This window comes from Carnobacterium viridans, assembly GCF_900102725.1.
Taxonomy (GTDB): Bacteria; Bacillota; Bacilli; order Lactobacillales; family Carnobacteriaceae; genus Carnobacterium_B; species Carnobacterium_B viridans.
In genome coordinates this window covers 2387920-2409848 of sequence record NZ_FNJW01000008.1, presented here as the reverse complement: position 1 = coordinate 2409848, position 21929 = coordinate 2387920, and the positions used below count along the sequence as shown (strand labels likewise).

Below are 21929 nucleotides of genomic sequence, written 5' to 3'. Positions count from 1 at the left end.
TTTCCGTACAAATAGTCAGATTCTATTGTTTTCTAACTTATCTAATTTTTTTTATTTCAATTATTTTTTTCAATTGGATTTCCAGGATATAGTGCTTCGTTTTGATAGACCATTGTAAAAATTTCACTGGAGAAATCGATATATTTCATTTGAATAGTATCCGGTACTTTTATTCTTCCAGGAGCAAAATTTAAAATAGAATTGATACCGGCATCAATTAGATCATCAACTACTTCTTGTGATACCTCACTAGGTACAGCACAAATAGCTGTCTGAATTTGTTGTTTCCTAACAAGTTCTTTCATTCTTTCCATAGGAAAAATTGGTACACCTGATATTTCTTTTCCTAAATAAGGCGATTGACTGTCAAAAGCACACTTGATCGTAATGTTTTTTTCTTTCTTGAAATTATTAGTTAAAATAGCTTTCCCTAAATTCCCCACTCCTATAAGCACTACATTAATGATATTATTCACATTTAATAACTCACGAAATACTTCAGTTACATAAACAACCTCATACCCGTATCCGCTCCTTCCTAATTCACCAAAATGAGAAAAATCTCGACGAATCGTCGCTGAAGGAATTTGTGTCAGTTGACTCAATTCTTTTGATTTTATGCGCTCTACTCCTGTTTCGTTCAATTTTTTTAATGAACGATAATAGATAGGTAACCTTTGAGCTGTTGCATTTGGAATTTGATGTATTTTAGTCGTTATCTCCACTTATCCTGCCTCCTGTCCTTTAAATTTCTTCATTATCATATCATCTTTCAATGATTAACTCAATATAATTGTGATGTTAATCACAATTATATTGAACAAAAAAAGAAGACGGATATCTCCGGCTCTATACTTTTTAGTATTGATAGCTTAGTTAAATTAATGGCACGAAACTTCTGGAGGAATAGGGTTTACTTGTAGCTTGCATTGAATTCAATGGCTCTCCACAAGCAAATCCGTCTATTCCAGAAGAAATGTTATTTACTTCTATCAACACCATTTGACGAAGAGTCTTATTTACTTTTGTCTTCTTTCTTTCTAAACTTCCTATGCATAATCGTTTATCGAAAAAACGACATTTCCACCTACAACTGTTTTCGAAACGACTAGGTCTTTCAAACTATCTTTTTCTATTAAAAAAGGATTTTGTTTTAAAATTGTAAAGTCACTGATATAACCAGGTTTTATTTTCCCTCTAGTATCCTCTTTATACCCTGCAATAGCACTCCCAGTTGTGTAAAGCGATAAAGCTTCAAATACAGAAAGCTCTTCTTCCGGAAAATAACGTTTTTTATCTTTCCCATCTTTTTTCATTCTAGTAACAGCTGCGTGTATACCAAAAAATGGATTGGGTATTTCAACTGGAGCGTCACTACCTCCTGCAATTGGAAACCCTGTATCTTTTATAGTCTTCCATGCGAAGGCTAAAGGCGGATGATTTTTACCCAAAACATCTAGCGCCCACGGAAGATCACTACTCATAAATTGCGGCTGTAAATCAAAAACCAAAGGTAAGTTTTTAGCTTTCTTTAGTAATTCAGTGTTCAACCAAGGTGTATGAATCATTCGATCAAGTTGTCCAGGCAGCGGTGGAAATTGACGTAACGTTTCAATTACTTTCTCAAATGCTTTATCTCCTAAAATATGGATAGCTACTGGAAGTTTAGCTTTACGTGCAGCTTTGATAAGGGCTATAAAAACTTCATCTGTTTGAACTTGTAGCCCATAATCAGTGGTCCCAGGATACGGGTAGCTCATTAGAGCTGTTCGAGATCCTACTGTTCCATCATAAAATATTTTCATTGCACCTAGTTCTATATAAGGATTTCCATCCAGATACATTTCATTTGACTGATTGTAGACATTTAATTCCTCATGATGAATTAAGAGATGAACTCGAAAAGCTTTTCTTTTTTCTTCAATAACCGTATGAAACGTCTTTAAGGTTCCTTGGAAGCCGTTAAAGTAATGTAGGTCCTCCGAATGCCCTCCGGTTATTCCTTTTGACCATAAATCTTCGATTGCTAAAGATAAGTATTCTTCTTGTTCTAAAGGAGTCGTCTCAGGAAAAGCATTTATAGCCAAATTCGTAGCTTCATCTTTTAAAATCCCGGTTAATTTTCCTTCTTTATCTAATTGAATTTCGCCGCCACCATCATATGTCTGACCATCTTTGAGTTGTAGCTTATTAATTAACGGTGTGTTGATCACAACATTATGGTAATCGATTCTGCGAACCAATAAGGGATGGGATGTTGAAATAGCATCCAAGTCCATTTTCGTAAGAGGAGTTGGATCGTCTTCCCATTCATTTTCATTGTACCCCTCAACAAAAAGCCATTCATCTAGATTTAGTTGCTCAACTTTTTTTCGAATTTGTTCCAAACTTGTTTTTTTACTTTTAACTTGATTTAAATTTAAGCGAGACAAACTCATTCCATACCACAGTAAATGCAAATGGCTATCTACAAACCCCGGAAATATCATTTCTCCATTTAAATCAATTTCCACGTTTATTTTATTGCCATACTTTTTTTTCAATTCCTCTTCTTCGCCTACACCCAAAATGGTTTCACCATCAGTAAGGACTGCAGAAACCGTTTCGTCTTCTTTTTCCATTGTAAAAAAAAGTCCATTTTTCCATAACTTCACTTTAACATCCTCCTATCGTATTCGCTATCTATATTATACCCACTTAAGTTTTATTTAGCAGTATTAAATTACGTAAGGAGAATGATAAAAAAAGCTAAACACATACTTTGTGCCTAACTTTTTTGGATTTGTAATTTTTAGTGCTGATAGATTAATCAAACTACTCACCAAAAATTTCTAGAGGAATAGAGTCGCTTGTAGCCTTGTATAGGATTCAATGAGAATTATAAATCGTTAGCGCTTCATTGGGAGTGTGGCTAAAAGCGTTTAGACCTGAAACTTCTAACGCATACCTTATCTCTAAGCGACTAAAGCCGCAAGAGCTAGGGCAACTGGAGCGAATAAGCGCAGTATGGTCACCGACCATCGAGCATTAAATAGAAGCACTGTAGGCTTACGCCTAAGTGTATCATGTCTGTACGTAGCTAAAGCAACTACAGCCATGACAAAGTGGACGTCAGGTTTGCTTTTTGAAACACGTTCTAAAATAGAGCAACTTCAGACGCTCCCATGGCTCCACAAGCAAATCCGTCCATTCCAGAAGAATTTTTATTTTGAAGCATCCACACCATTTGTCATACAACCTTTGTTTCAAGATTGCATTTAATTATAATAAACTTGAAAAATCAGCTTTTTGTTGTGCTTCTAATGTGTCTCCAACAGTAATTTTAGTGATCACTAAACCATTCATCGCTCTTTCAATTAGTCCTTCAACATCAAGTCGCTCTTCATATTTACGAGCTTTTTCGAGTTTTGGTTGTGTTTTAGGCGCTGGAGGAGCAAAAATTGTACAGCAATCTTCAAATGGTTGGATAGATAAATCAAATGTATCAATTTTTTGAGCAATCTCAATAATTTCATTTTTATCCATTGAAATAACTGGTCGAATGACCGGAGTTGGAGTTACGTCATTGATTGCAATCATACTATGCAATGTTTGTGAAGCTACTTGTCCTAATGACTCGCCATTAACGATTGCTAATCCTTTGCGTTCTTCTCGGATACTATCCGGTCAATCTCATCATCATTCTTCTTGTAACTGTCATTAAATAACCCTCTGGAACAATTTTCTTTATTTCTTCTTGAATTTCGGTAAAAGGAACTTCAATAAATTGAACACTGCCTGAGAAAGCAGCTAACTTAGCGGCTAAATCTTTCGCTTTTTGAAGAGCTCTTGGACTTGTGTATGGAGGACTGTGGAAATGAACAGCTTCTAAATTTACGCCGCGTTTCATGGTTAAATAACCTGCTACAGGTGAGTCGATTCCACCAGATAACATTAGCATACCTTTTCCACTTGCCCCTACAGGTAGACCACCTGCTCCCATGACAGTCTTGCTTGATAAGAAGAATCCTTCATTACGAATTTCAACTCGCAATGTAATGTCAGGTTTTTTCATTTGAACTTTTATGCCTTCGACTTTGCTGAAAATTTCTGCTCCCAACAATTGATTCATATCGTTCGTATCTAATTCATAGTCATGATCAGAACGTCTAGTCATGACTTTAAATGTTTTACCTTCTGTGTACAGCTCTTCGACCATATCAACTGCAACTTTTTTCAACAATTCAATGTCTCGTTCCAAACGTCTAACCGGAGAATAGTTTTGAATACCAAAGATAGATTCTAATCTTTTCAATACTGCATCACTATCTGCACCATTTAATTCTAAATGCATACGGTCACGCTCTCCATGTACTTTTAATTCTTCAAAATCTTGCAAAGCGAACTTTACATTTTGAGCCAGTTTGCTGATAAAAATGCGTTTGTTTTTACCTTTAGTTGATAGTTCACCATAACGGATCATTACTTCATCGTATTGCATGTATTACTAACTTCCTCTCTTTATTCCCTTTAAACTTATTTGATATCTTTAAATTGTTGGTACAGCTGGTCAAATTCGCCCATAAAAAGTTTTGCTTCTGCTAAATCATTGGTATCTGTCAAACTGATGCGCACTGCACTTGTAGCTAACTTTTCAGGGACATGCATAGCTTCCAATGTACTAGAACCCACACCACTACGGCTTGAACAAGCGCTAGTGGTTGAAATATAAATATCTTTCTTTTCAAAAGCATGAACCATGACTTCTCCACGAATCCCTTTTAAAGCAAAACATACTATATGAGGTGCTCCTTCTGTTTGAGAAAAAACTGAAACTTTTTTATACCCTTCTAATTGCTGCACCAAATATTTTTTTATCTCTCTTTGATTCTTTTGCTTCTCTTCTGACTTTTCAAGTACGAGGCGCAAAGCTTTAGCCATAGATGCTGCGCCAGCTACGTTTTCTGTACCACTGCGTTTGCCAGATTCCTGTCCACCACCATTTAAAAGAGGGGCAATTTTTTTTCCTTTTTTAATATACATAAATCCCATACCTTTAGGCCCATGAAATTTATGAGCAGAAAAAGTAGCTAAGTCAACTCTTGACTCTTTACCTAATAATAATGGTACTTTTCCAATCGCTTGTACTGCATCCACATGAAAATGAACGGTTGGGTAATCTTTTAGCATTTCCCCAATCTCTGCAATTGGCTGAATACTTCCCACTTCGTTATTTACAACCATTACCGACACTAGAATAGTATCCGATCTTAATGCTTCTTTTAAATCAGAAACGGAAACTCTTCCACTCTGATCAACAGGTAAAATAGTTACATCAAATCCCAACATTTTCAACTGACCAACAGATTCCTTGACTGCAGGGTGTTCCACCGCTGTTGTAATCACGTGTTTGCCGAATTGTCTTTTTTCAATAGCGGTTCCTTTTATAGCCCAGTTATCGCCTTCTGTTCCACCACTAGTAAAGTAAATCTCTTCAGGCAAAACGTGCATTAGATCAGCAATTTGTTTTCTAGATTGCTGAAGCAACCCATCCGCATAGTTGCCTAATAAGTGTAAACTGGAAGGATTTCCATTGATCGTTTGACTTACCTTTTCAAAAGTTTGTAAAACATTTTTATCCATTCTTGTTGTTGCGCTATTATCAAAATAAATCATTGTATTGTCACACTTTCCTTTAAATTATTCCTCAAGTGAAAATTCTTTACTATTATAACAAAAACTTTTCCGAATACAAGACGTCTCTTTTTTTTAACAAAATAAAACAGAGCAGTGCTAATCACCACTCTGTTGACTATTTCTTGATTGGTTTAGTTTTTTAATTTACTTAGCACTTTGGCTTTTTTCTTCATAATACTGATTCTCAACTTTTTTGAATGCTCCAGGTTCCACAACTTCTAGTGCTGTAGAGACAACCTCAAGCGCTTCTTTATACTGAAATTCTTTATTAAACAAATCGTTGCTTTCCAAAATGGCTTCTCCAATTTCAGGATGCTCATTTCGGTACCGATTCGCATACTGCATCATGTACTCTGTCAGTAATGCACTATCTACGATTTCTTCGGTCTTATCAATAAGCAATTCAACATCATCTTCACACAGTTCACACATTTTTTTTATCTCTGTCATATCGATTTTCAATTTGTTTAATTCTTTAGCTAATTTTTCAATCCGCTCTGTTGTGACAAAAAACAAATCTAGGTATTCTTCAGGTAACCCTGGTAAGTGTTGCTTTTCAATATATCGTTTTATACCACGCATGTTAAACTCAAAATCATCAATTTTTTCTTTTACTTCTGTTTCTTCTTTGCGTAAGTCAGCTAATTGAGTAATCAATTTTTCTTGCTCTTCTTCAATATGGGTCAATTTTTCTCCATCTGCAGCATAGGTTTCTTCAACAACAGTATAGACAGCTTGATTTTTTTCAATCCCACTTTTAAAGGTTTCAAAATCAAGTTTGATTTCATCAATTTGTTCTTGCATTTTTTTTGTTTGCTCTAAAACAGCATCGTTTAATTTATAACTTTGTGATACGCGGTCAATCTCAATCATTAGTTGTTGATTTCTCTTATTCACAAATCCAATAAATTCAGCCAAAATAGTCTGCTCTTTTTCGACTGTTGCTTTTGCAGTTAATTCTGCTTCCATAACATCATAGATCCGGTTGATTTTTTCTTCAATTATCACATTCAGCTTTTGGGCCTCTTCAGGTTCACATTGCTTAAGTAATTTTTCACCTTGTTTGATATCCTTTTCAATATCCACAATGTCAGCGGCTATTGAATCTTCTAAAAAGACGAAATGCTGCACATCTTTTAATTCATGGTATCCTTCTTTTAATTCTTGAACTTGAGCCGGAAATTCGGTACTAATTTCTTTAACTAAGCTAGGGATGGTCATAACTGCATCATTTAATTCTTTTGTTTCATGATTAAGCTTCTTCAATACTTCTTCAGCTTCAATGTGGTCCCCAGAAACCGTTAAATCAGAAAAATCAGCAAAACTTAATTCTAAGAAAGTGAGTTTCTTTTCTAGTCTATCCAGTGCTGGGCCAAAAGAAAAACTCTGTGTTAATAATTTTTTCCGAATACTTTGATACATTTCTTGGACTTTTTTTACAGCCTGAATATTTTTTTCTTCACTTTTTAATAATTCATTCAGTGCTAATTGGATTTCTTTAATGCTCTGTTTTGTACTGTTCATCAGCTCGCTGCTTTTCTGTTCAGCTTGACTAGCTTTGATTAATTGTAAACGGTCTGTTGCCTGTTCAGCATCGAACAAAAGATTTTCTATATCAGGAAATGCTGTCATCTCTAATTTTTTCCATTTTTCTTTCCATTGCTCAAAATTTTTCTTTGTCTGACCCGTCAAAGAAAGATCCTTAACACTTTGAATGGTTTCTGATATGGGTGTATCTATTAAGTCAAATTTTTCTTGTTCCAATTTGTTGATCGTTTGATAATGCTTTTTTTTCATAATATAACTGGTTATATAAGTTACCAGAGCTAATACAATGATAACCATTAAAACTGTTTCTATTTTCATTTTAAAACCTCCGATTGGATTACTGCTATGTTCATTTTGATTTCACAAAAATAGTTCTTTCATTCTATGTAGGAATGTAATGGTATGTCTAATTTTTATAAAGGATTTACTTATAAAAACACCTATTGTATATTATAACATAGAAGAAAATATTCTCACACCTCAATCTAGTAAAATAATCATTTTACTGATAGGTTGTTGAGAGACCTATAAGGAGTAGTTATATGACAAAAGAATCTGCTTATTCATTAACAAATAAACAACTTAGTGCAGTAATAGGTGATGAAACTAATTTCATTGCAAATTTAAGTAACGCAGCAGCTTTATTATTCGAGAACTTACCTACTATCAATTGGGCAGGATTTTATTTATATGAACCAACTTCTGACGAACTGGTCTTAGGGCCTTTCCAAGGTAAAGTAGCTTGCATAAGAATACAAAATGGTAAAGGCGTTTGCGGAACAGCATTTGCCAAAAGAGAGAGCATTTTCGTTGTAGATGTTAACCAATTCCCGGGACATATTGCTTGTGATGCAGCAAGCCAATCTGAAATTGTTATTCCTTTAATCAAAGATGGTCGTGTAATTGGTGTTTTAGATATCGATGCTCCTGTTACTAGCCGTTTTGACGCAATCGACCAAAAATATTTAGAAGAATTTGTTCAAATTCTATTAGTTCCTTCGATTATATAGTAGAATGGCTTGACTTACTAATGATTTATAGCGTATAATTGCGTTTGTGTAAAATAATGCAGCGTGAGAGTGGTATTCACGTCAACAGTTCATTGCCAGTAATGGTGCAATTGCGTAACCTATGGCTGCAAAGGTGAAGATTGAAAAATGGACTGCACGAAATACTGAACTTCAACTTATTATTTTACTCCAAAAAAAATATTTATTGGAGGAATTACATTATGTCACGTTATACAGGTCCAAGTTGGAAAGTTTCTCGTCGTTTAGGCATTTCACTTTCTGGCACAGGTAAAGAAATCGAACGCCGTCCTTACGCTCCAGGTCCTCATGGTCCAAACAGCCGTAAAAAATTAACAGAATACGGTCTTCAATTACAAGAAAAACAAAAATTGCGTCACATGTTTGGCATGAACGAACGTCAATTTAGCAACTTATTCTTAAAAGCTGGTAAAAACAAAGAAGGTAAACATGGTGAAAACTTCATGATCCTTTTAGAACAACGTTTAGACAATGTTGTTTACCGTTTAGGTTTAGCTACTACTCGTCGTCAAGCACGTCAATTAGTAAATCACGGCCACATCCTTGTTGATGGCAAACGCGTTGATATTCCATCATACAGCGTTTCAGTTGGACAAGTTATCTCTGTACGTGAAAAATCTAAAAACATGGATATTATTAAATCAGCTGCTGAAGCATTATTCGGCCGTCCTGAATACGTAACTTTCGATGTTGAAAAATTAGAAGGTTCATACAACCGTTTACCATTAAGAGATGAATTATCTGCTGAAATCGATGAAACAATCATCGTTGAGTACTACTCTCGTTAATAACTAATTTATTAAGAACCAACGGAATGGCTAGATTCATTCCGTTGGTTCTTTTTTTGTTCTGTTTTTTAGAAAAATTAGGTAGTTTTTCTAAATGAACAACCGTTTCCAATGGCTGATAATCAATTTTTATATGAATTTGATGAGAATTTCAAAAAAGGAGTTCAAGTATATTTTAATTTCCACATTTTTATGGTAAGCTTTGTTGATTAATAAATAGCAATTATTCTTTTTTATCCATATATATTTAATTTAAATAGTCATTTACCCCATTTCATTTAATTAAAAAGGAGTGTACAGTGTGTCTAACCATACAGTAGTTGAAGTTACTGGTCCTGCCGTCAAATTAAAGAGCAACAAGTCCAAAATAGTGATTCATTTTCAAGATGATTTTAATGCCCTTATAAACTATGAATTTATTGTCCGTAAATTTAATGAAAAAAAAGATAATGACAACAACGATAAACGCTGAGATTTTCATTCAGCGTTTTTTATTTTCTAGAAACTCTGCTGAAAAATAACTATTTTTAGTCTGAAGCTAAAAGTGGTACACTAATGAATAGGAACTTAAATAACATTAGAAGAAAATAAGGAGTGTAGTGTTGATGACAAGCAAAATGAATGTGGAAAGTTTTAACTTAGATCATACAAAAGTTAAAGCACCTTATGTTAGATTAGCCGATAAAAAAATGGGATTAAATGGAGATAAAATTTTAAAATATGATGTCCGTTTCTCACAACCAAATAAAGAACATATGGATATGATGAGTGTCCATTCACTAGAACATTTAACTGCAGAATTGATCCGTAACCATGCAGATTATATTATCGATTTTGGTCCTATGGGTTGCCAAACAGGTTTTTATCTAACCGTTATCAACCATGAGAATTATGATGAAATTTTAGAAGTTTTACAAAAAACAATGGAAGACGTTTTAATAGCTACTGAAGTTCCAGCAAGTAACGAAACTCAATGTGGTTGGGCAGCTCATCATACTTTAGAAGGTGCACAACAATTAGCAAAAGATTTCTTATCTAAACGAAATGAATGGCACATTGTATTTGCTTAATCTAAAAAAGGGTTCAACGCGATAATTATCGTGTTGAACCCTTTTTTTAACTGCTGATTTCTTATAGTTCATGTACACTGTAAGCCTGTTTATACAATGGCAATAACTGCATAAATGTTTCAAGTATATAGTTTTGGGTCTGATTTGGATTCATCAAAAGTGGATCATTGGCCAAAATCTGTCTTCCAATTAAAAATTCTCCCTTTTTGACCGTTTTCCATCGCATTAATCCACTAAGTAATTCGGCTTGATGAATTGGGATCACTTGTTCTTTTGTGTGATCCCATGAAACAACATAATCATTAGGCACATCAAATAATAAAGTTGGTTCCTCGATAATTTTCTGAGCTATTTTTTCTTCATGCAGAGGATTATCAATAAAAGCCAACCAAATAAAAATATGTGTTCCATATAAACCTAATTGAAAATGAGGGTATTTTTTGTACCCTCTTTTATTCCCACCAATCGCCATCCAAGTATCTTTTGGAGCATTCTTGGTTCTTCTTATATGTTGGGCAATATGAACAGGCAGGCTTTCTTTATTCAATTCAGCTGCTAACTCCTTTGCTAGTCCCTGTCCTAGTAGATGAAACTTTGGTTGAATTTGTTTTCGAATGGCTGACATTCTAGGTTCTAGCCCTTCAATAGTAAACACCGCAAAATCGTCTTTGGTAAACGTGACATTATCCATTCTTCCACTCCTTGAACTTGATTCTTGTCTCTATTCTACTAAATGAATAGTCAAATTAGATTGTTTTTATAGAAATCACTATTTTATGAAATCACATCTTTAACCTATCAAGGCATGATTTCATTCATATTGTTGCTTTTATAAGATTTTTTATCCATATTTTTCAACTTTTCTTTGTCAGCTTGACAAAATATAAAATATTTTTATTTCGGTGGGGTTCATGCTATACTGTTTTTTAATCTAAGAGAACATTAAAACTTTAATTCATTAACAATGACTATAAAAGGAGGGTTTTGAAATGGCTGACAGAGAGACTCAAGACTATTTATCAAAAGGTATACATGGAAATAAAAAAACAAATCCTGATGAAAGAAATAAATATTTTGGCAGTCTTAGAGAACGTGTCTATTTATCCATGACTATTGAACAACTTATTTCTGAAAACTATATTGATGCTTTAAAACAAGAAATTCAACTTCATCCAAATCAACAATTGCTCTTAAATGGACAAATCGATATGAGCAAATTAACTCCCTATATCAAGCTATGCCAAGAATATAATTGTTCTTTTCGGATCGTATCTGATGAAGGAGCTCTACGTAGTCCACTTGGATTGATTTATGTCTCATCGACTGCAGTTGATGAAACTGAAGTGGACGTAGCCGTTAAATATCCTTTAAGGACTCCTCCTAAAGAAGAGAACAAGAAACCGTCTTTTTTCAAAAAATTATTCTCATAATGAATACGGTGAAAAGCTAAATCGTTATCCTTTAGCTTTTTTTTCGTATCCTTCACTGTTTATAGATGTGATTGAATTGGATTGCCATTCATAATAAGCTACCCTGTCTCCTCCAGTAAATAAACCTTCACCTGTTTTTACAAACCCTAATTTTTTTAAAATATGTTGCGATTTCTTATGATACAAATATGTTTTAGCTTTTACACTTTTGATATTCTCAGTTAAAAGCCAATCTAAAAAAGCTTGCGCTCCTTCCGTGGCATATCCATTACCCGCATAGGCCTCTACTATGCCATAACCCAACTCTGCTTCACCCGTCAGTTCAGGATTGCCTTGTGCACTGACTTCTCCAATAATTTTTTGTTCAGTTTTAAGGATCACTAAATAGGTCCATTTTTCTTTTATTTTGTCTTGTTTTACTGTTTCAAGCACATACGGTAGATAAAAGAAAAATTCTACACCCGGCCATTCTTGTGCAACACTATAACCAGACACTTCCTGTAATTTATCATCCCCAGTTAGTGTAGCTTCAATAAAGGATAATTGATAAGGTACGAGTAGTAAACGCTCCGTTTCTATAATAGTCACCACTTAAAGCCTCTTTCCTACTAATTTTGTCTTCCACCAATGAACGAGTTTAATATGATTAGATATAATATCTCTATTTTAAAATGTTTACGCTTTTATAGCAAACCTTATTTCATTTTTTATATGTGTATTCAGAAATCTACTATTTTTATTTTCTTCCTTCTCATGATAAACTATTATGGTGTGTATAATTTAGAAAATTAAATATAAGTGAGGCTTTAATATGAAGATTATTGAAACAAGAGATGCGCAACTAATGGCAAAATTAGGATATGTCATGCAAGAAAAACATAAAGAAATGTATCCTAATTTTTTCAAACCATACGATGAAGAAGCAATCTTACATTATTTTCAAGAACGATTTAAAAATCCAAAACAACAAGTATTTCTTTGGATAGATGATCAGCAAGAACGCGAACAAATTGCGGCTTATCTTTGGTTAGAGGAAGAAGCTGTAGCAGAAACGGTTTATCGTTATGGTTACACTAGATTATACTTGCACCATATCTTAATCATGCCGGCTTACCAAGGAAAAGGCCTAAGCAAAAAACTTTTAGCATTTGCTGATAACTTTGCAAAAGAACGCGGCATTTCCCAACTGGAACTGCATTATTGGTCTGATAATGAAAGAGCAAAAAAAGTGTACCAGCAATTGGGATATGAAGTTTACACTGAAGTAGCTTACAAACAACTCTAACGTTATTCTTTGCACTTCTTACACCACTAAAAAAATGAAGAGACAAGGATATTTTCATCCTTGTCTCTTCATTTTTTTATATCAAGATAAGTTTTTTAACAGCTCCATCACCATTTCAGCAGATTTTTTACCTGCATCAATAATAAATTCATCAAAACTCATTCCTGCTTCTTCATCTGCTACATCTGACATAGCTCTTACGATAACGAAGGGTTTATCAAATTGGTAACAAACTTGTGCAATGGCTGCACCTTCCATTTCAGAAGCCAAAGCATCTGGAAAGTGGTGTTTAATTTGATCCACAATTTTTTTATCTGCAATAAAAGAATCACTTGTCAGGATCAACCCTTGAACCATTTGCAAACCTACTTTTTTAGCCGCTTTGCTGGTTTGTTCAACCAGAGAACGGTCTGCTTGATAACGAGCAGGCATTTGAGGAACTTGTCCAATAACGTAATCAAAGACTGTTGCATCAACATCATGATAAGCCATTTCAGTTGAAATAACCACATCTCCTACAGATAGTCCTTCTCCTATTCCTCCAGCAGACCCCGTATTGATAATAGCATCCACTTCGTGTTTAGACAGCAAGAGCGTTGCAGCAATGGCCGAATTAACTTTTCCAATACCGGATTGCACTAAAATAACTTCAACTTGCTCAATTTTTCCAGATACAAACGAAGCATTCGCTTCTACCCACTCTTGTTTATTGCTCATACTATTTTTCAATACGGTTACTTCTTCTTGCATAGCACCGATAATCCCAATTTTCATACTTTAAATTCCTCTCTAGACTAAATAATAAATACAATTGCCAACACAATAACTAGTAATATCGCTACCACTAAAATAATTTTATCCAGCTTACGCCCTCTGTCACGAACTTTTTCATTTTCATTCTTACGGCTCTTCGTAACGATGCCTTCCTTTTCTAATTGCTTTTGGTATTCTCGCTCAACTTTTTCGCGTTCTTTATCTCTTTTCTTTTGATCTTTTTCTTTTAATTCATTTTCTTTTCTAATTTCTGCTCTAGTTTTTGGATCCATCTAGTAAAATCACCCTTTCTATTTCGTTGTGGCTAATTTAAGTTTCCAAGCAATGAGAGCATATACTGTTTTTGCATCGTAAATCAAGTGGTTCTCATAAGCTTCCCAAGCCTCATCAAACGTTAAGTAAACTAATTCAATAAATTCATCTTCATCTTGAGCAAGAGGATTTTCAACTTTTTTAAGTCCCTTAGCAGAATAAACATAAATCAGTTCATTTGCAAATCCTGGAGAAGTATAAAAAGATGTTTCCATTTCAAATGATTCTGCTTGGAACCCGGTTTCTTCTTCTAATTCTCTTTTTCCTGTTTCCAAGGGAGTTTCATCTGTTAAATCAATTTTCCCAGCAGGAATCTCTAAAAGAACTTGCTCAATGGCTTTTCGGTATTGCTTAACAAAAATCATTTTATTGTCATCTGTGAACGCCATAATCGCTACTGCACCAGGATGTTTAACCAATTCTCTAGTAGCCGTTTCTCCATTAGGCAATTCAATAGTATCCACTACAAAATCAATCAAATTCCCCTTGTATACAGTTTCAGTAGAGAGTGTTTTCTCTTCAAATATCATTTTATTTCCTCCATAAAAAAATTTTCTTATGCCTTATCATAACTCTCCTTTTCATTTTTTTCAATTAAGTCTACATTCCTTGCTTTTCTATAAATAAATTATAGACTGTCTACAAGCTACTCCACTTCATTAGTTGTAGCAAGAAATCATTCTTAGGTCTGATAGGAGATTCACTCTTATTTATGCTAAAATAAGAGTAAGAAAATAAAACTTAAAAACAATTAAAAAAATAAATTATTGGAGTGAAAAATATGAAAAAAAATATCAAAAGTTTAGGTGACATTTTTTATTACACCTTGACCAGTTTATCAACTATTTTAATCTTCGTTATTGTCCACTTTCTATTCGGTTTTGATTTATTCTTGTCCTTGATTATCAGTATGGCTATAGGAGCCTTCTTTATCTATAAGCAATCCGTCAATGAGGATTCTAGGTCTTTAAAAAAGCTAAATCGTTTATCTCCTGAAAAAGAAGCTTTTTATAAATCTAAAGGAATGTCTAAGGAAGAAATTAAATTTTTTAGAGAAACCATGCATACAGCTAAATTAAAATTATTACGCTTAGAAAAAAACCTTCACAGTGTTTCAAAACTTGAAGCAATTGAAAAACGAAACAATACAATCCAGTTGTCTAAATCTTTATTTAAAGGTATCACTGAAGAACCCAATCGTTTACATGAAGTCGACAAATTTTTATATGTCCACCTCCCTTCTTTAACCGATTTAACAGATAAATATTTGGAAATTAGTCAACATGAAGTAAAAAATAAATCAACCTTTGATATTCTTGACGAAAGTGCCTCTACAATAGATGAAATGTGTCAATTGATTGCTGAAGATTATGTTCTGTTTAAATCTGATGATTTTGAAGATATGGCCATAGAGGTAGAGCTTGCAAAGAAAGCAATTGAACGCGATAATGGTCATACACAATCAATAGAATCAGAAGAATTATAATCTTTAAGGAGATGGTAAGATGGATAAAGAAAACGAAGTACTAAAACAATCTTCTACAGTCAAAGAAGTCGACTCTGAATTAGAAAGTTTATTAGCTAATCCTTTCGGAGATGTATCTGAAAACGCACCTGTTTTACAAAAACAAGAACAAATTGAAAAAGAAATGGTCCAAACAGAACAAGTGCCACGCTTAATTGATAGTTTGCCAAAAGAACGTCAAGAACAAGCTCGTTCATTAGCTGAACAAATTGATGTCACTAACGCTCAATCTGTTATGATGTATGGTTCAGCTGCGCAACAAAAACTTGGAGAGTTTTCTCATTCTATGTTAAATCATGTTCAAAACCAAGATACTGGAGAAATTGGTGATACCTTAAATGATTTAATGTATCGCTTAAACGAAGCTAACCCAGAAGACTTGCGTGCTGAAGATAGCAATATGTTTAAAAAAATATTTGGCCGTGTAAAAAAATCAATTTATGAAATGACTGCAAAATATCAAAAAATCGGTGCACAAATTGATAAGATTTCCGTGAAATTAGATAAGGAAAAAGCCGGTTTATTAAACGATAATTTAATGTTAGAACAGCTTTATAATAAGAACAAAGATTATTTTGATGCCTTAAATATTTACATCGCTGCTGGAGAAGTAAAAATTGACGATTTGCTTAATAACCTTATTCCAGAGGCTGTAAAAAAAGCGGAAACGAGTACCAATCAAATGGACGTACAAACGGTCAATGATTTAAATCAGTTTTTAGACCGTTTAGAAAAAAGAACCCATGATCTGAAACTTGCGCGTCAAATGACGATTCAACAAGCTCCACAGATTCGCTTGATTCAAAATACCAATCAAGCCTTAGCTGAAAAAATCCAATCTTCGATTAATATGGCCATCCCTCTTTGGAAAAACCAAATTGCGATTGCTCTTACGTTGCTTCGTCAAAAAGATGCTGTTACAGCTCAACGACAAGTATCCGAAACAACGAATGATTTAATGAAGAAGAATTCTGAAATGTTAAAAATCTCATCTATTGAAACTGCCAAAGAAAACGAACGCGGCATCATCGATATTGAGACTTTGCAAAAAACTCAAAACGATTTAATTGAAACTCTACAAGAAACATTGCAAATTCAACAAGATGGACGAGTCAAACGAAAAGAAGCTGAACGGGAATTATCCGTTATGGAAACCTCTTTACGTGATAAATTATTAGAACTGACAACTGATAAAAGTTAAATAATTGCATTTAGATAATCAATTGGCAGCCTTCGATTGATTGTCTAAATGCTTTTTTTATCCATCAGATACTACGAAGAGCATATCATTTGATATGTGAACAAAAGGTGACTATAATAATAAGAGTAATAGAGAATAACATTTTTTGAAGGAGGAAAAGAACATGGGATTTATTTGGTCATTAATTGTAGGTGGAATTTTAGGAGCTATCGCAGGTATGATAGTTGGTAAAGATGTACCAGGCGGAATTATCGGAAACATTATTGTTGGTTTTATCGGATCATGGATCGGTAGTTCATTATTAAGCGATTTCGGACCTATCATTGGCGGTTTCGCGATTATTCCAGCACTAATTGGAGCTATTATTTTAATTTTTATCTTCTCACTTATTGTTGGAAGACGCAAAGGTTAAGAATAATCATAAAAAAGCAGTTCAAGAAAGAAATTTCTTGGACTGCTTTTTTTGTGTCCAGTATTTGAGAATAACAGACCTAGACAGGATGAAATAACGCTATTTTAAGTATCTTTGTAGAGAATTACATATAAGTATCTTAGTTTGGATTTCAAGGCCTTAAAACGCCTAAATTTAACGAATAGGCGCTTGGTTTTTACTAGACACAAAAAAAGGCATGAATGAATTTCTTCATTCACACCCTATAGGTTTAGCTATTTTTAAGATTTATCATTTTACTCTTCTTCTTGATCAAATTGACTATTGTAAAGATCCGCATAAAATCCATTTTTTTGCAATAAAACATCATGGTTTCCACTTTCTACTACATCTCCATCTTTCATCACAATAATCAAATCTGCATTCTTAATAGTTGATAGACGATGTGCAATAACGAAAGACGTTCTTCCATGCATTAAGCTATCCATTGCTTTTTGAATAATCAATTCAGTACGGGTATCAACAGAACTTGTTGCTTCGTCCAAAATCAATAATGGGGCATCTGCGACCATTGCACGAGCAATCGTCATTAATTGTTTTTGCCCAGCAGATAAACTTGTTGTATCATCTAAAATTGTATCGTAACCGTGTGGTAAAGTTTGAATAAAATGATGTACTCCAACTGCTTTACAAGCGTTGACCACTTCTTCATCTTTTACACCTGTTTTACTGTAGACAATATTTTCTCTAACCGTTCCTTCAAACAACCAAGTGTCTTGTAATACCATACAGAATTGTTCGTGTAAGGCTCCTCTAGTAACACTAGAAATTGGTGTTCCATCAATGTAGATTTCTCCACTATTCACTTCATAGAAACGCATTAACAAGTTCACTAATGTCGTCTTACCTGCTCCAGTTGGACCTACGATTGCAATTTTTTGTCCAGCTTTAGCTTCTAGAGAAAAGTCCTTAATAATTGGTCTGTCAGGATTATATCCAAATTTCACATGATCGAATGTAACATTTCCTTTAACTGTCCCTAACGAAGTAGGTTTCCCAGTTTCCACTTCTAACTCGTCTTCTTCCAAGAAATTAAAGACACGCTCACTTGCAGCTGCTGCCGATTGTAAACTAGTAAAAGCTTGTGCAATTTGTGAAAGAGGTTGTGTAAAGAAACGAATATACATCATAAAGGCAACAATCACACCAAAAGTAATTTGATCATTGAATGCCAGATAAGCTCCAACTACACAAACCACTACATATCCAAAGTTCCCAATAAAGTTCATTAATGGCATCATTAGACCAGAAATATATTGAGATTTCCATGCACTATCAAATAATGTATCATTGATTTCATTAAATTCTTCAATTGCTGACTCTTCACCATTAAAGGCTTTTACAATATTATGACCTGTATATATTTCTTCGACATGACCATTTAATTCGCCTAAACTTTTTTGTTGTTGACTGAAATATTTTTGTGACTTTTTAATGATGGTGATCATTAAGCCAAAACCAATAACGGTTGATAGGATGGCAGATAAAGCCATAGGCACATTTGTATAAAACATCATAATCAATGAACCGATAAATAAACTAATAGAGGTTACCAATTGGCCTAAACTTTGGTTTAATGTTTGGCCAATTGTATCCACATCATTTGTTACACGGCTCAAAATGTCACCATGATTGTTGCTATCAAAGTATCGTAATGGTAAACGATTAATTTTTGTTGAAATATCTGTACGCAATTTTTTAGTAACGGTTTGAGTTACAGTAGCCATAATAAATCCTTGGAAATAAGATAACATTGCACCAAGAACATATAACGTAACTAAAAATAAACCAATACTTTTTATTTTTTCTAAATTTATAGCACCAGTAATGCCTGCAGTAATTATATCTGTAATTTCACTAAGACGATCCGGGCCTATTAAATTAAATACTGTACCGAAAATAGCAAATACAAATGCTACTATAATGTATATCATATAAGGTTTACAATATTTTGCTAACTTACCAATAGACTCTTTAAAATTATCAGGTTTCTTACCTACCATTGGTCCACTCATCGGTCCATTTTTTTGTTTACTCATCTGCTAATTCCTCCTTAGAAAGTTGAGAATAAGCGATGTCTTGATAGACTTCACACGTTTGCATCAATTCTTGATGTGTACCAATTCCAACAATTTTTCCTTCATCTAAAACAATAATTTTGTCTGCATCACGAATGGTACCAATACGTTGAGCGACAATTAATTTTGTTGTATCTTTTAATTCTTTGTTTAACGCTGCACGTAATACACGATCTGTTTTGTAATCTAAAGCTGAAAATGAGTCATCAAAAACCAAAATCTCTGGCTTCCGTGAAATCGCACGTGAGATTGCTAAACGTTGACGCTGACCTCCTGATACGTTGCTTCCTGATTGAGAAATTGAGGCATCATATCCATCTTCCATTTTCTCAACAAAGTCGCTACTTTGAGCTATTTCAATAGCTTTTTTCATGTCGGCTTCAGTTACTTCGTGTCCAGCATCTCCATAACTCACATTTGAACGAACCGTACCACTGAATAAAAACGCTTTTTGTGGAACAAACCCAACTAAAGAATGCAGATATTTTTGTGTATATTCTTTGATATCCTGGCCGTTAACTTTAATTTGGCCACCTGTTACATCAAAGAAACGAGGGATCAAATTGACTAACGTACTTTTCCCACTACCGGTAGAACCAATAAAAGCAACTGTTTCACCTTTGTTTGCCGTAAAGGAAATATTTTCCAATATAGCTTCAGAAGCATCTGGATACTGAAAAGATACATTATCAAATACTACGGTACCTTTTTGATCTTGAGTAGATTGTGTCAATGTTCCATCCTTAATGGTTTCTTTTGTATTTAAAACTTCTAAAATACGTCCAGCTGATACTGCAGCACGAGGAACGATAATAAATACAATCGTTAACATCATAAATGAAATAACAACTTGAATAGCATAAGAAGAGAACACAACCATATCACTGAATATATCAACACGATCTAAAACACTTGCTTGACTAGTTAGTTGAACATCATTGATTAAGTAAGCACCGATCCAGTAAATAGATAAACTTAATCCACTCATGATCAATGTCATCCCTGGTCCCATAATCGCCATGATTCTATTGATAAATAAGTTTGTATTCATTAGTTTGTGATTTGCTGTTTCAAATTTTTCTTCTTCAAAATTTTCTGCATTGTATGCACGAATAACGCGTAATCCGGTTAGATTTTCACGTGTAACTCGGTTAAGGTTATCGGTTAAGGTTTGGATCACTTTAAACTTTGGTAAAGCGAATATAACGACAACACTTATAATAAGGAACAAAACACCTACTGCCCCCGCTGTTGAAAGTGTCCATTCCCAAGATTTATCAACTATTTTGGAAATGGCCCATATAGCCATAATAGGAGCTTTGATTAACACTTGCAGACCTAATGACATTGCCATTTGAATCTGGGTTACATCATTTGAAGAACGGGTGATCAAACTTGAAGTAGAAAAATGATTGATTTCTTCCATTGAAAATCCTTCAACCTTTGTAAATACTTCTGATCGTATCGTGCGTGAAAGACCAGCCGCTACTTTTGAAACAAAAAACACTGTTACAAAAGATGCGACTAAGCTACCTAGAGCACACAGCATCATATAGCCGCCATTTTCAAATATATCTTGCATTTTTGAACCCGGAATTTGAATAAGTTGCGTAATTTTAGACATATATTCTGGTAGTTCTAAATCCAAATAGACTTGAACAACTATAAAGATAACGCTAAATAAAATCATCATCCATTCTTTTCGTTTTAAATATTTTAATATTTTTAGCATAGTCGTTCTCCTTCGTTTCTTTAACTGAGTCTTACTCTATATCTTTCAACATATTTTGTTGCATCTTATGAATGGTCTTGAAAAACTGTTCAAGCTCTTCGTCCGTTAAATCTTTAAGTAATAAATTTTCTATTCTTTGGTACTCTTTTGTTACTTTTTCAACTAAGCTTTGACCTTTTTGGGATAATTGTAACTTCTTCATTCGTGCGTCTTTTTCAATAGAAATACGTTCAATCAATCCTTTATCTTCCATACTTTTCAACATTGTTGAAGTAGTTGAACGGCGCATTGAAAATTTTTTTTCAATATCTTTTTGGAATACATCTTCGTCTTTTGCATTATTTAAAAAACCAATGATCATTCCATGCATCTTGGTAATATGGTATTTTTCATCTTCTGTTTTAAAAGAATCGACATTTCGGTGTATAAAATTTACTAATTTACGTATTTCCATTCCAATTTCTTTTTCATTGTTCTCTTCATCAAAAAAAATTATTCTCACCTCAATCTTTCGACTATCCTTTTCAGAAATTTACAGAACGAATTATAGTTAGCATGCTAACTATAATATATCAACACTAACTTAAAGTCAACAAAAAAATCAGGTTTAATCTCTCTCTACAAAAAAAGTACCAACAGACTTTAATCTGCTGGTACTACGATTAATTGAATTAAAATTAAAGTTTTACAACATTCGCAGCTTGTGCTCCACGGTTTCCTTCAACAATCTCAAATTCAACTGCTTGTCCTTCTTCTAATGATTTGAAGCCGTCACCTGTAATTGCACTAAAGTGTACAAACACGTCGTCCCCGCCTTCAACCTCAATAAAACCAAAACCTTTTTCTGCATTAAACCATTTTACTGTTCCTTTTTCCATAATTCACTGTACCTCCGCTTAGTCGTTTTGCAATTGATTCTCTTTTGTGACCTATTGTCTTTCAAAAAAATAAAATCAATTACAAAATTATTATAACTCAGTGTTTTTAGTTTTGCAAGGGTTTACTTTGCT

Annotated in this window: 23 protein-coding genes and 1 pseudogene; 9 read left to right on the top strand and 15 right to left on the bottom strand. The window is 33.8% G+C overall.

What is annotated here, in order from left to right; all coding sequences use genetic code 11:
- Positions 1-56: 56 nt before the first annotated feature.
- From BLT48_RS13035 to BLT48_RS13015, 6 genes and pseudogenes are all read right to left on the bottom strand, one after another.
- Positions 57-725 (bottom strand): redox-sensing transcriptional repressor Rex, encoded by a 669-nt coding sequence (locus BLT48_RS13035; RefSeq protein WP_089978501.1) that lies wholly within the window; start codon positions 723-725, stop codon positions 57-59.
- Positions 726-1049: 324 nt separating this feature from the next.
- Positions 1050-2654: an amidohydrolase gene (locus BLT48_RS13030; protein WP_089978499.1), complete on the bottom strand. Its 1605-nt coding sequence runs from the start codon at positions 2652-2654 to the stop codon at positions 1050-1052.
- 300 nt (positions 2655-2954) lie between these two features.
- The gene (locus BLT48_RS14075) at positions 2955-3098 is read right to left on the bottom strand and encodes a hypothetical protein (protein ID WP_218123375.1); all 144 of its coding nucleotides are present in this window, start codon (positions 3096-3098) and stop codon (positions 2955-2957) included.
- Between the two features lie 163 nt (positions 3099-3261).
- Positions 3262-4480 (bottom strand): annotated as a pseudogene (thiI, locus tag BLT48_RS13025) (tRNA uracil 4-sulfurtransferase ThiI).
- 35 nt (positions 4481-4515) lie between these two features.
- Positions 4516-5655 carry a cysteine desulfurase family protein gene (locus BLT48_RS13020; RefSeq protein WP_035022247.1) on the bottom strand — a complete coding sequence of 380 codons (1140 nt, stop codon included), beginning with the start codon at positions 5653-5655 and terminating at the stop codon, positions 4516-4518.
- A 165-nt stretch (positions 5656-5820) separates the two neighbouring features.
- Entirely contained in the window at positions 5821-7542 is a 1722-nt protein-coding gene (locus BLT48_RS13015) for a septation ring formation regulator EzrA (RefSeq protein WP_089978497.1), read from the bottom strand.
- Positions 7543-7766: 224 nt separating this feature from the next.
- Between BLT48_RS13015 and BLT48_RS13010 the strand changes: the two genes are divergently transcribed.
- The 4 genes from BLT48_RS13010 (at position 7767) to BLT48_RS13000 (ending at position 10131) form a co-directional block, all read left to right on the top strand.
- A complete protein-coding gene (locus BLT48_RS13010) occupies positions 7767-8234 on the top strand; it encodes a free L-methionine (R)-S-oxide reductase MsrC (RefSeq protein WP_035022243.1) in 468 nt (155 codons plus the stop codon).
- Between the two features lie 221 nt (positions 8235-8455).
- On the top strand, positions 8456-9061 hold the full coding sequence (rpsD, locus tag BLT48_RS13005) for a 30S ribosomal protein S4 (RefSeq protein ID WP_035022241.1): 606 nt from the start codon (positions 8456-8458) through the stop codon (positions 9059-9061).
- A 301-nt stretch (positions 9062-9362) separates the two neighbouring features.
- Complete coding sequence (locus tag BLT48_RS13935) at positions 9363-9533, top strand: hypothetical protein (RefSeq protein WP_156097349.1); 171 nt, start codon at positions 9363-9365, stop codon at positions 9531-9533.
- A gap of 133 nt (positions 9534-9666) precedes the next feature.
- Positions 9667-10131 (top strand): S-ribosylhomocysteine lyase, encoded by a 465-nt coding sequence (locus tag BLT48_RS13000; RefSeq protein ID WP_035022239.1) that lies wholly within the window; start codon positions 9667-9669, stop codon positions 10129-10131.
- A gap of 61 nt (positions 10132-10192) precedes the next feature.
- Here the strand turns inward: BLT48_RS13000 and BLT48_RS12995 are convergent, their stop codons facing one another.
- Positions 10193-10822 (bottom strand): YktB family protein, encoded by a 630-nt coding sequence (locus BLT48_RS12995; protein WP_035022236.1) that lies wholly within the window; start codon positions 10820-10822, stop codon positions 10193-10195.
- Positions 10823-11120: 298 nt separating this feature from the next.
- Here BLT48_RS12995 and BLT48_RS12990 point away from each other — a divergent pair, with 298 nt between their 5' ends.
- Positions 11121-11561: a YueI family protein gene (locus BLT48_RS12990; protein WP_089978495.1), complete on the top strand. Its 441-nt coding sequence runs from the start codon at positions 11121-11123 to the stop codon at positions 11559-11561.
- A 24-nt stretch (positions 11562-11585) separates the two neighbouring features.
- On the opposite strand, the gene BLT48_RS12985 is transcribed toward BLT48_RS12990, so the two are convergent.
- On the bottom strand, positions 11586-12152 hold the full coding sequence (locus tag BLT48_RS12985; protein ID WP_035022231.1) for a GNAT family N-acetyltransferase: 567 nt from the start codon (positions 12150-12152) through the stop codon (positions 11586-11588).
- 220 nt (positions 12153-12372) lie between these two features.
- Here BLT48_RS12985 and BLT48_RS12980 point away from each other — a divergent pair, with 220 nt between their 5' ends.
- The gene (locus tag BLT48_RS12980) at positions 12373-12846 is read left to right on the top strand and encodes a GNAT family N-acetyltransferase (RefSeq protein ID WP_035022228.1); all 474 of its coding nucleotides are present in this window, start codon (positions 12373-12375) and stop codon (positions 12844-12846) included.
- Positions 12847-12927: 81 nt separating this feature from the next.
- Here the strand turns inward: BLT48_RS12980 and BLT48_RS12975 are convergent, their stop codons facing one another.
- The 3 genes from BLT48_RS12975 to BLT48_RS12965 are packed head-to-tail and all read right to left on the bottom strand — an operon-like array spanning position 12928 to position 14462.
- Positions 12928-13620, bottom strand: a complete 693-nt coding sequence (locus tag BLT48_RS12975) for a 5'-methylthioadenosine/adenosylhomocysteine nucleosidase (RefSeq protein WP_035022226.1) — start codon at positions 13618-13620, stop codon at positions 12928-12930.
- Positions 13621-13640: 20 nt separating this feature from the next.
- On the bottom strand, positions 13641-13892 hold the full coding sequence (macP, locus tag BLT48_RS12970) for a cell wall synthase accessory phosphoprotein MacP (RefSeq protein WP_035022223.1): 252 nt from the start codon (positions 13890-13892) through the stop codon (positions 13641-13643).
- Between the two features lie 18 nt (positions 13893-13910).
- A complete protein-coding gene (locus BLT48_RS12965; protein ID WP_035022221.1) occupies positions 13911-14462 on the bottom strand; it encodes an NUDIX hydrolase in 552 nt (183 codons plus the stop codon).
- 251 nt (positions 14463-14713) lie between these two features.
- On the opposite strand from BLT48_RS12965, the gene BLT48_RS12960 reads away from it, so the two are divergent.
- The 3 genes from BLT48_RS12960 to BLT48_RS12950 all read left to right on the top strand — a co-directional run bounded on the left by BLT48_RS12960 (position 14714) and on the right by BLT48_RS12950 (position 17070).
- The gene (locus tag BLT48_RS12960) at positions 14714-15418 is read left to right on the top strand and encodes a 5-bromo-4-chloroindolyl phosphate hydrolysis family protein (protein ID WP_089978492.1); all 705 of its coding nucleotides are present in this window, start codon (positions 14714-14716) and stop codon (positions 15416-15418) included.
- A gap of 19 nt (positions 15419-15437) precedes the next feature.
- A complete protein-coding gene (locus tag BLT48_RS12955; protein WP_035022216.1) occupies positions 15438-16658 on the top strand; it encodes a toxic anion resistance protein in 1221 nt (406 codons plus the stop codon).
- A 163-nt stretch (positions 16659-16821) separates the two neighbouring features.
- Complete coding sequence (locus BLT48_RS12950) at positions 16822-17070, top strand: GlsB/YeaQ/YmgE family stress response membrane protein (RefSeq protein ID WP_007724863.1); 249 nt, start codon at positions 16822-16824, stop codon at positions 17068-17070.
- A 275-nt stretch (positions 17071-17345) separates the two neighbouring features.
- On the opposite strand, the gene BLT48_RS12945 is transcribed toward BLT48_RS12950, so the two are convergent.
- The 4 genes from BLT48_RS12945 to cspD all read right to left on the bottom strand — a co-directional run bounded on the left by BLT48_RS12945 (position 17346) and on the right by cspD (position 21797).
- The gene (locus BLT48_RS12945; RefSeq protein ID WP_197050323.1) at positions 17346-19112 is read right to left on the bottom strand and encodes an ABC transporter ATP-binding protein; all 1767 of its coding nucleotides are present in this window, start codon (positions 19110-19112) and stop codon (positions 17346-17348) included.
- A gap of 28 nt (positions 19113-19140) precedes the next feature.
- The gene (locus tag BLT48_RS12940) at positions 19141-20919 is read right to left on the bottom strand and encodes an ABC transporter ATP-binding protein (RefSeq protein WP_035022212.1); all 1779 of its coding nucleotides are present in this window, start codon (positions 20917-20919) and stop codon (positions 19141-19143) included.
- Between the two features lie 31 nt (positions 20920-20950).
- Positions 20951-21373, bottom strand: a complete 423-nt coding sequence (locus BLT48_RS12935; protein ID WP_051923433.1) for a MarR family winged helix-turn-helix transcriptional regulator — start codon at positions 21371-21373, stop codon at positions 20951-20953.
- 223 nt (positions 21374-21596) lie between these two features.
- Positions 21597-21797, bottom strand: coding sequence for a cold-shock protein CspD (gene cspD / locus BLT48_RS12930; RefSeq protein WP_035022210.1), 201 nt, complete (start codon positions 21795-21797; stop codon positions 21597-21599).
- Between the last annotated feature and the right edge of the window lie 132 nt (positions 21798-21929).

Bases quoted from the DNA above. Each gene is read 5' to 3' on its own strand.
- BLT48_RS12995 (WP_035022236.1), bottom strand. From the start codon at position 10,822: ATGGATAATGTCACGTTTACCAAAGACGATTTTGCGGTGTTTACTATT.
- BLT48_RS12950 (WP_007724863.1), top strand. From the start codon at position 16,822: ATGGGATTTATTTGGTCATTAATTGTAGGTGGAATTTTAGGAGCTATC.
- BLT48_RS12945 (WP_197050323.1), bottom strand. From the start codon at position 19,112: ATGGTAGGTAAGAAACCTGATAATTTTAAAGAGTCTATTGGTAAGTTA.
- BLT48_RS12975 (WP_035022226.1), bottom strand. From the start codon at position 13,620: ATGAAAATTGGGATTATCGGTGCTATGCAAGAAGAAGTAACCGTATTG.
- BLT48_RS12935 (WP_051923433.1), bottom strand. From the start codon at position 21,373: ATGGAAATACGTAAATTAGTAAATTTTATACACCGAAATGTCGATTCT.
- BLT48_RS13015 (WP_089978497.1), bottom strand. From the start codon at position 7,542: ATGAAAATAGAAACAGTTTTAATGGTTATCATTGTATTAGCTCTGGTA.
- BLT48_RS12955 (WP_035022216.1), top strand. From the start codon at position 15,438: ATGGATAAAGAAAACGAAGTACTAAAACAATCTTCTACAGTCAAAGAA.
- BLT48_RS12980 (WP_035022228.1), top strand. From the start codon at position 12,373: ATGAAGATTATTGAAACAAGAGATGCGCAACTAATGGCAAAATTAGGA.
- macP (WP_035022223.1), bottom strand. From the start codon at position 13,892: ATGGATCCAAAAACTAGAGCAGAAATTAGAAAAGAAAATGAATTAAAA.
- BLT48_RS12965 (WP_035022221.1), bottom strand. From the start codon at position 14,462: ATGATATTTGAAGAGAAAACACTCTCTACTGAAACTGTATACAAGGGG.
- rpsD (WP_035022241.1), top strand. From the start codon at position 8,456: ATGTCACGTTATACAGGTCCAAGTTGGAAAGTTTCTCGTCGTTTAGGC.
- BLT48_RS13010 (WP_035022243.1), top strand. From the start codon at position 7,767: ATGACAAAAGAATCTGCTTATTCATTAACAAATAAACAACTTAGTGCA.
- BLT48_RS14075 (WP_218123375.1), bottom strand. From the start codon at position 3,098: ATGGCTGTAGTTGCTTTAGCTACGTACAGACATGATACACTTAGGCGT.
- BLT48_RS12960 (WP_089978492.1), top strand. From the start codon at position 14,714: ATGAAAAAAAATATCAAAAGTTTAGGTGACATTTTTTATTACACCTTG.
- cspD (WP_035022210.1), bottom strand. From the start codon at position 21,797: ATGGAAAAAGGAACAGTAAAATGGTTTAATGCAGAAAAAGGTTTTGGT.
- BLT48_RS13000 (WP_035022239.1), top strand. From the start codon at position 9,667: ATGACAAGCAAAATGAATGTGGAAAGTTTTAACTTAGATCATACAAAA.
- BLT48_RS13020 (WP_035022247.1), bottom strand. From the start codon at position 5,655: ATGATTTATTTTGATAATAGCGCAACAACAAGAATGGATAAAAATGTT.
- BLT48_RS12990 (WP_089978495.1), top strand. From the start codon at position 11,121: ATGGCTGACAGAGAGACTCAAGACTATTTATCAAAAGGTATACATGGA.
- BLT48_RS12940 (WP_035022212.1), bottom strand. From the start codon at position 20,919: ATGCTAAAAATATTAAAATATTTAAAACGAAAAGAATGGATGATGATT.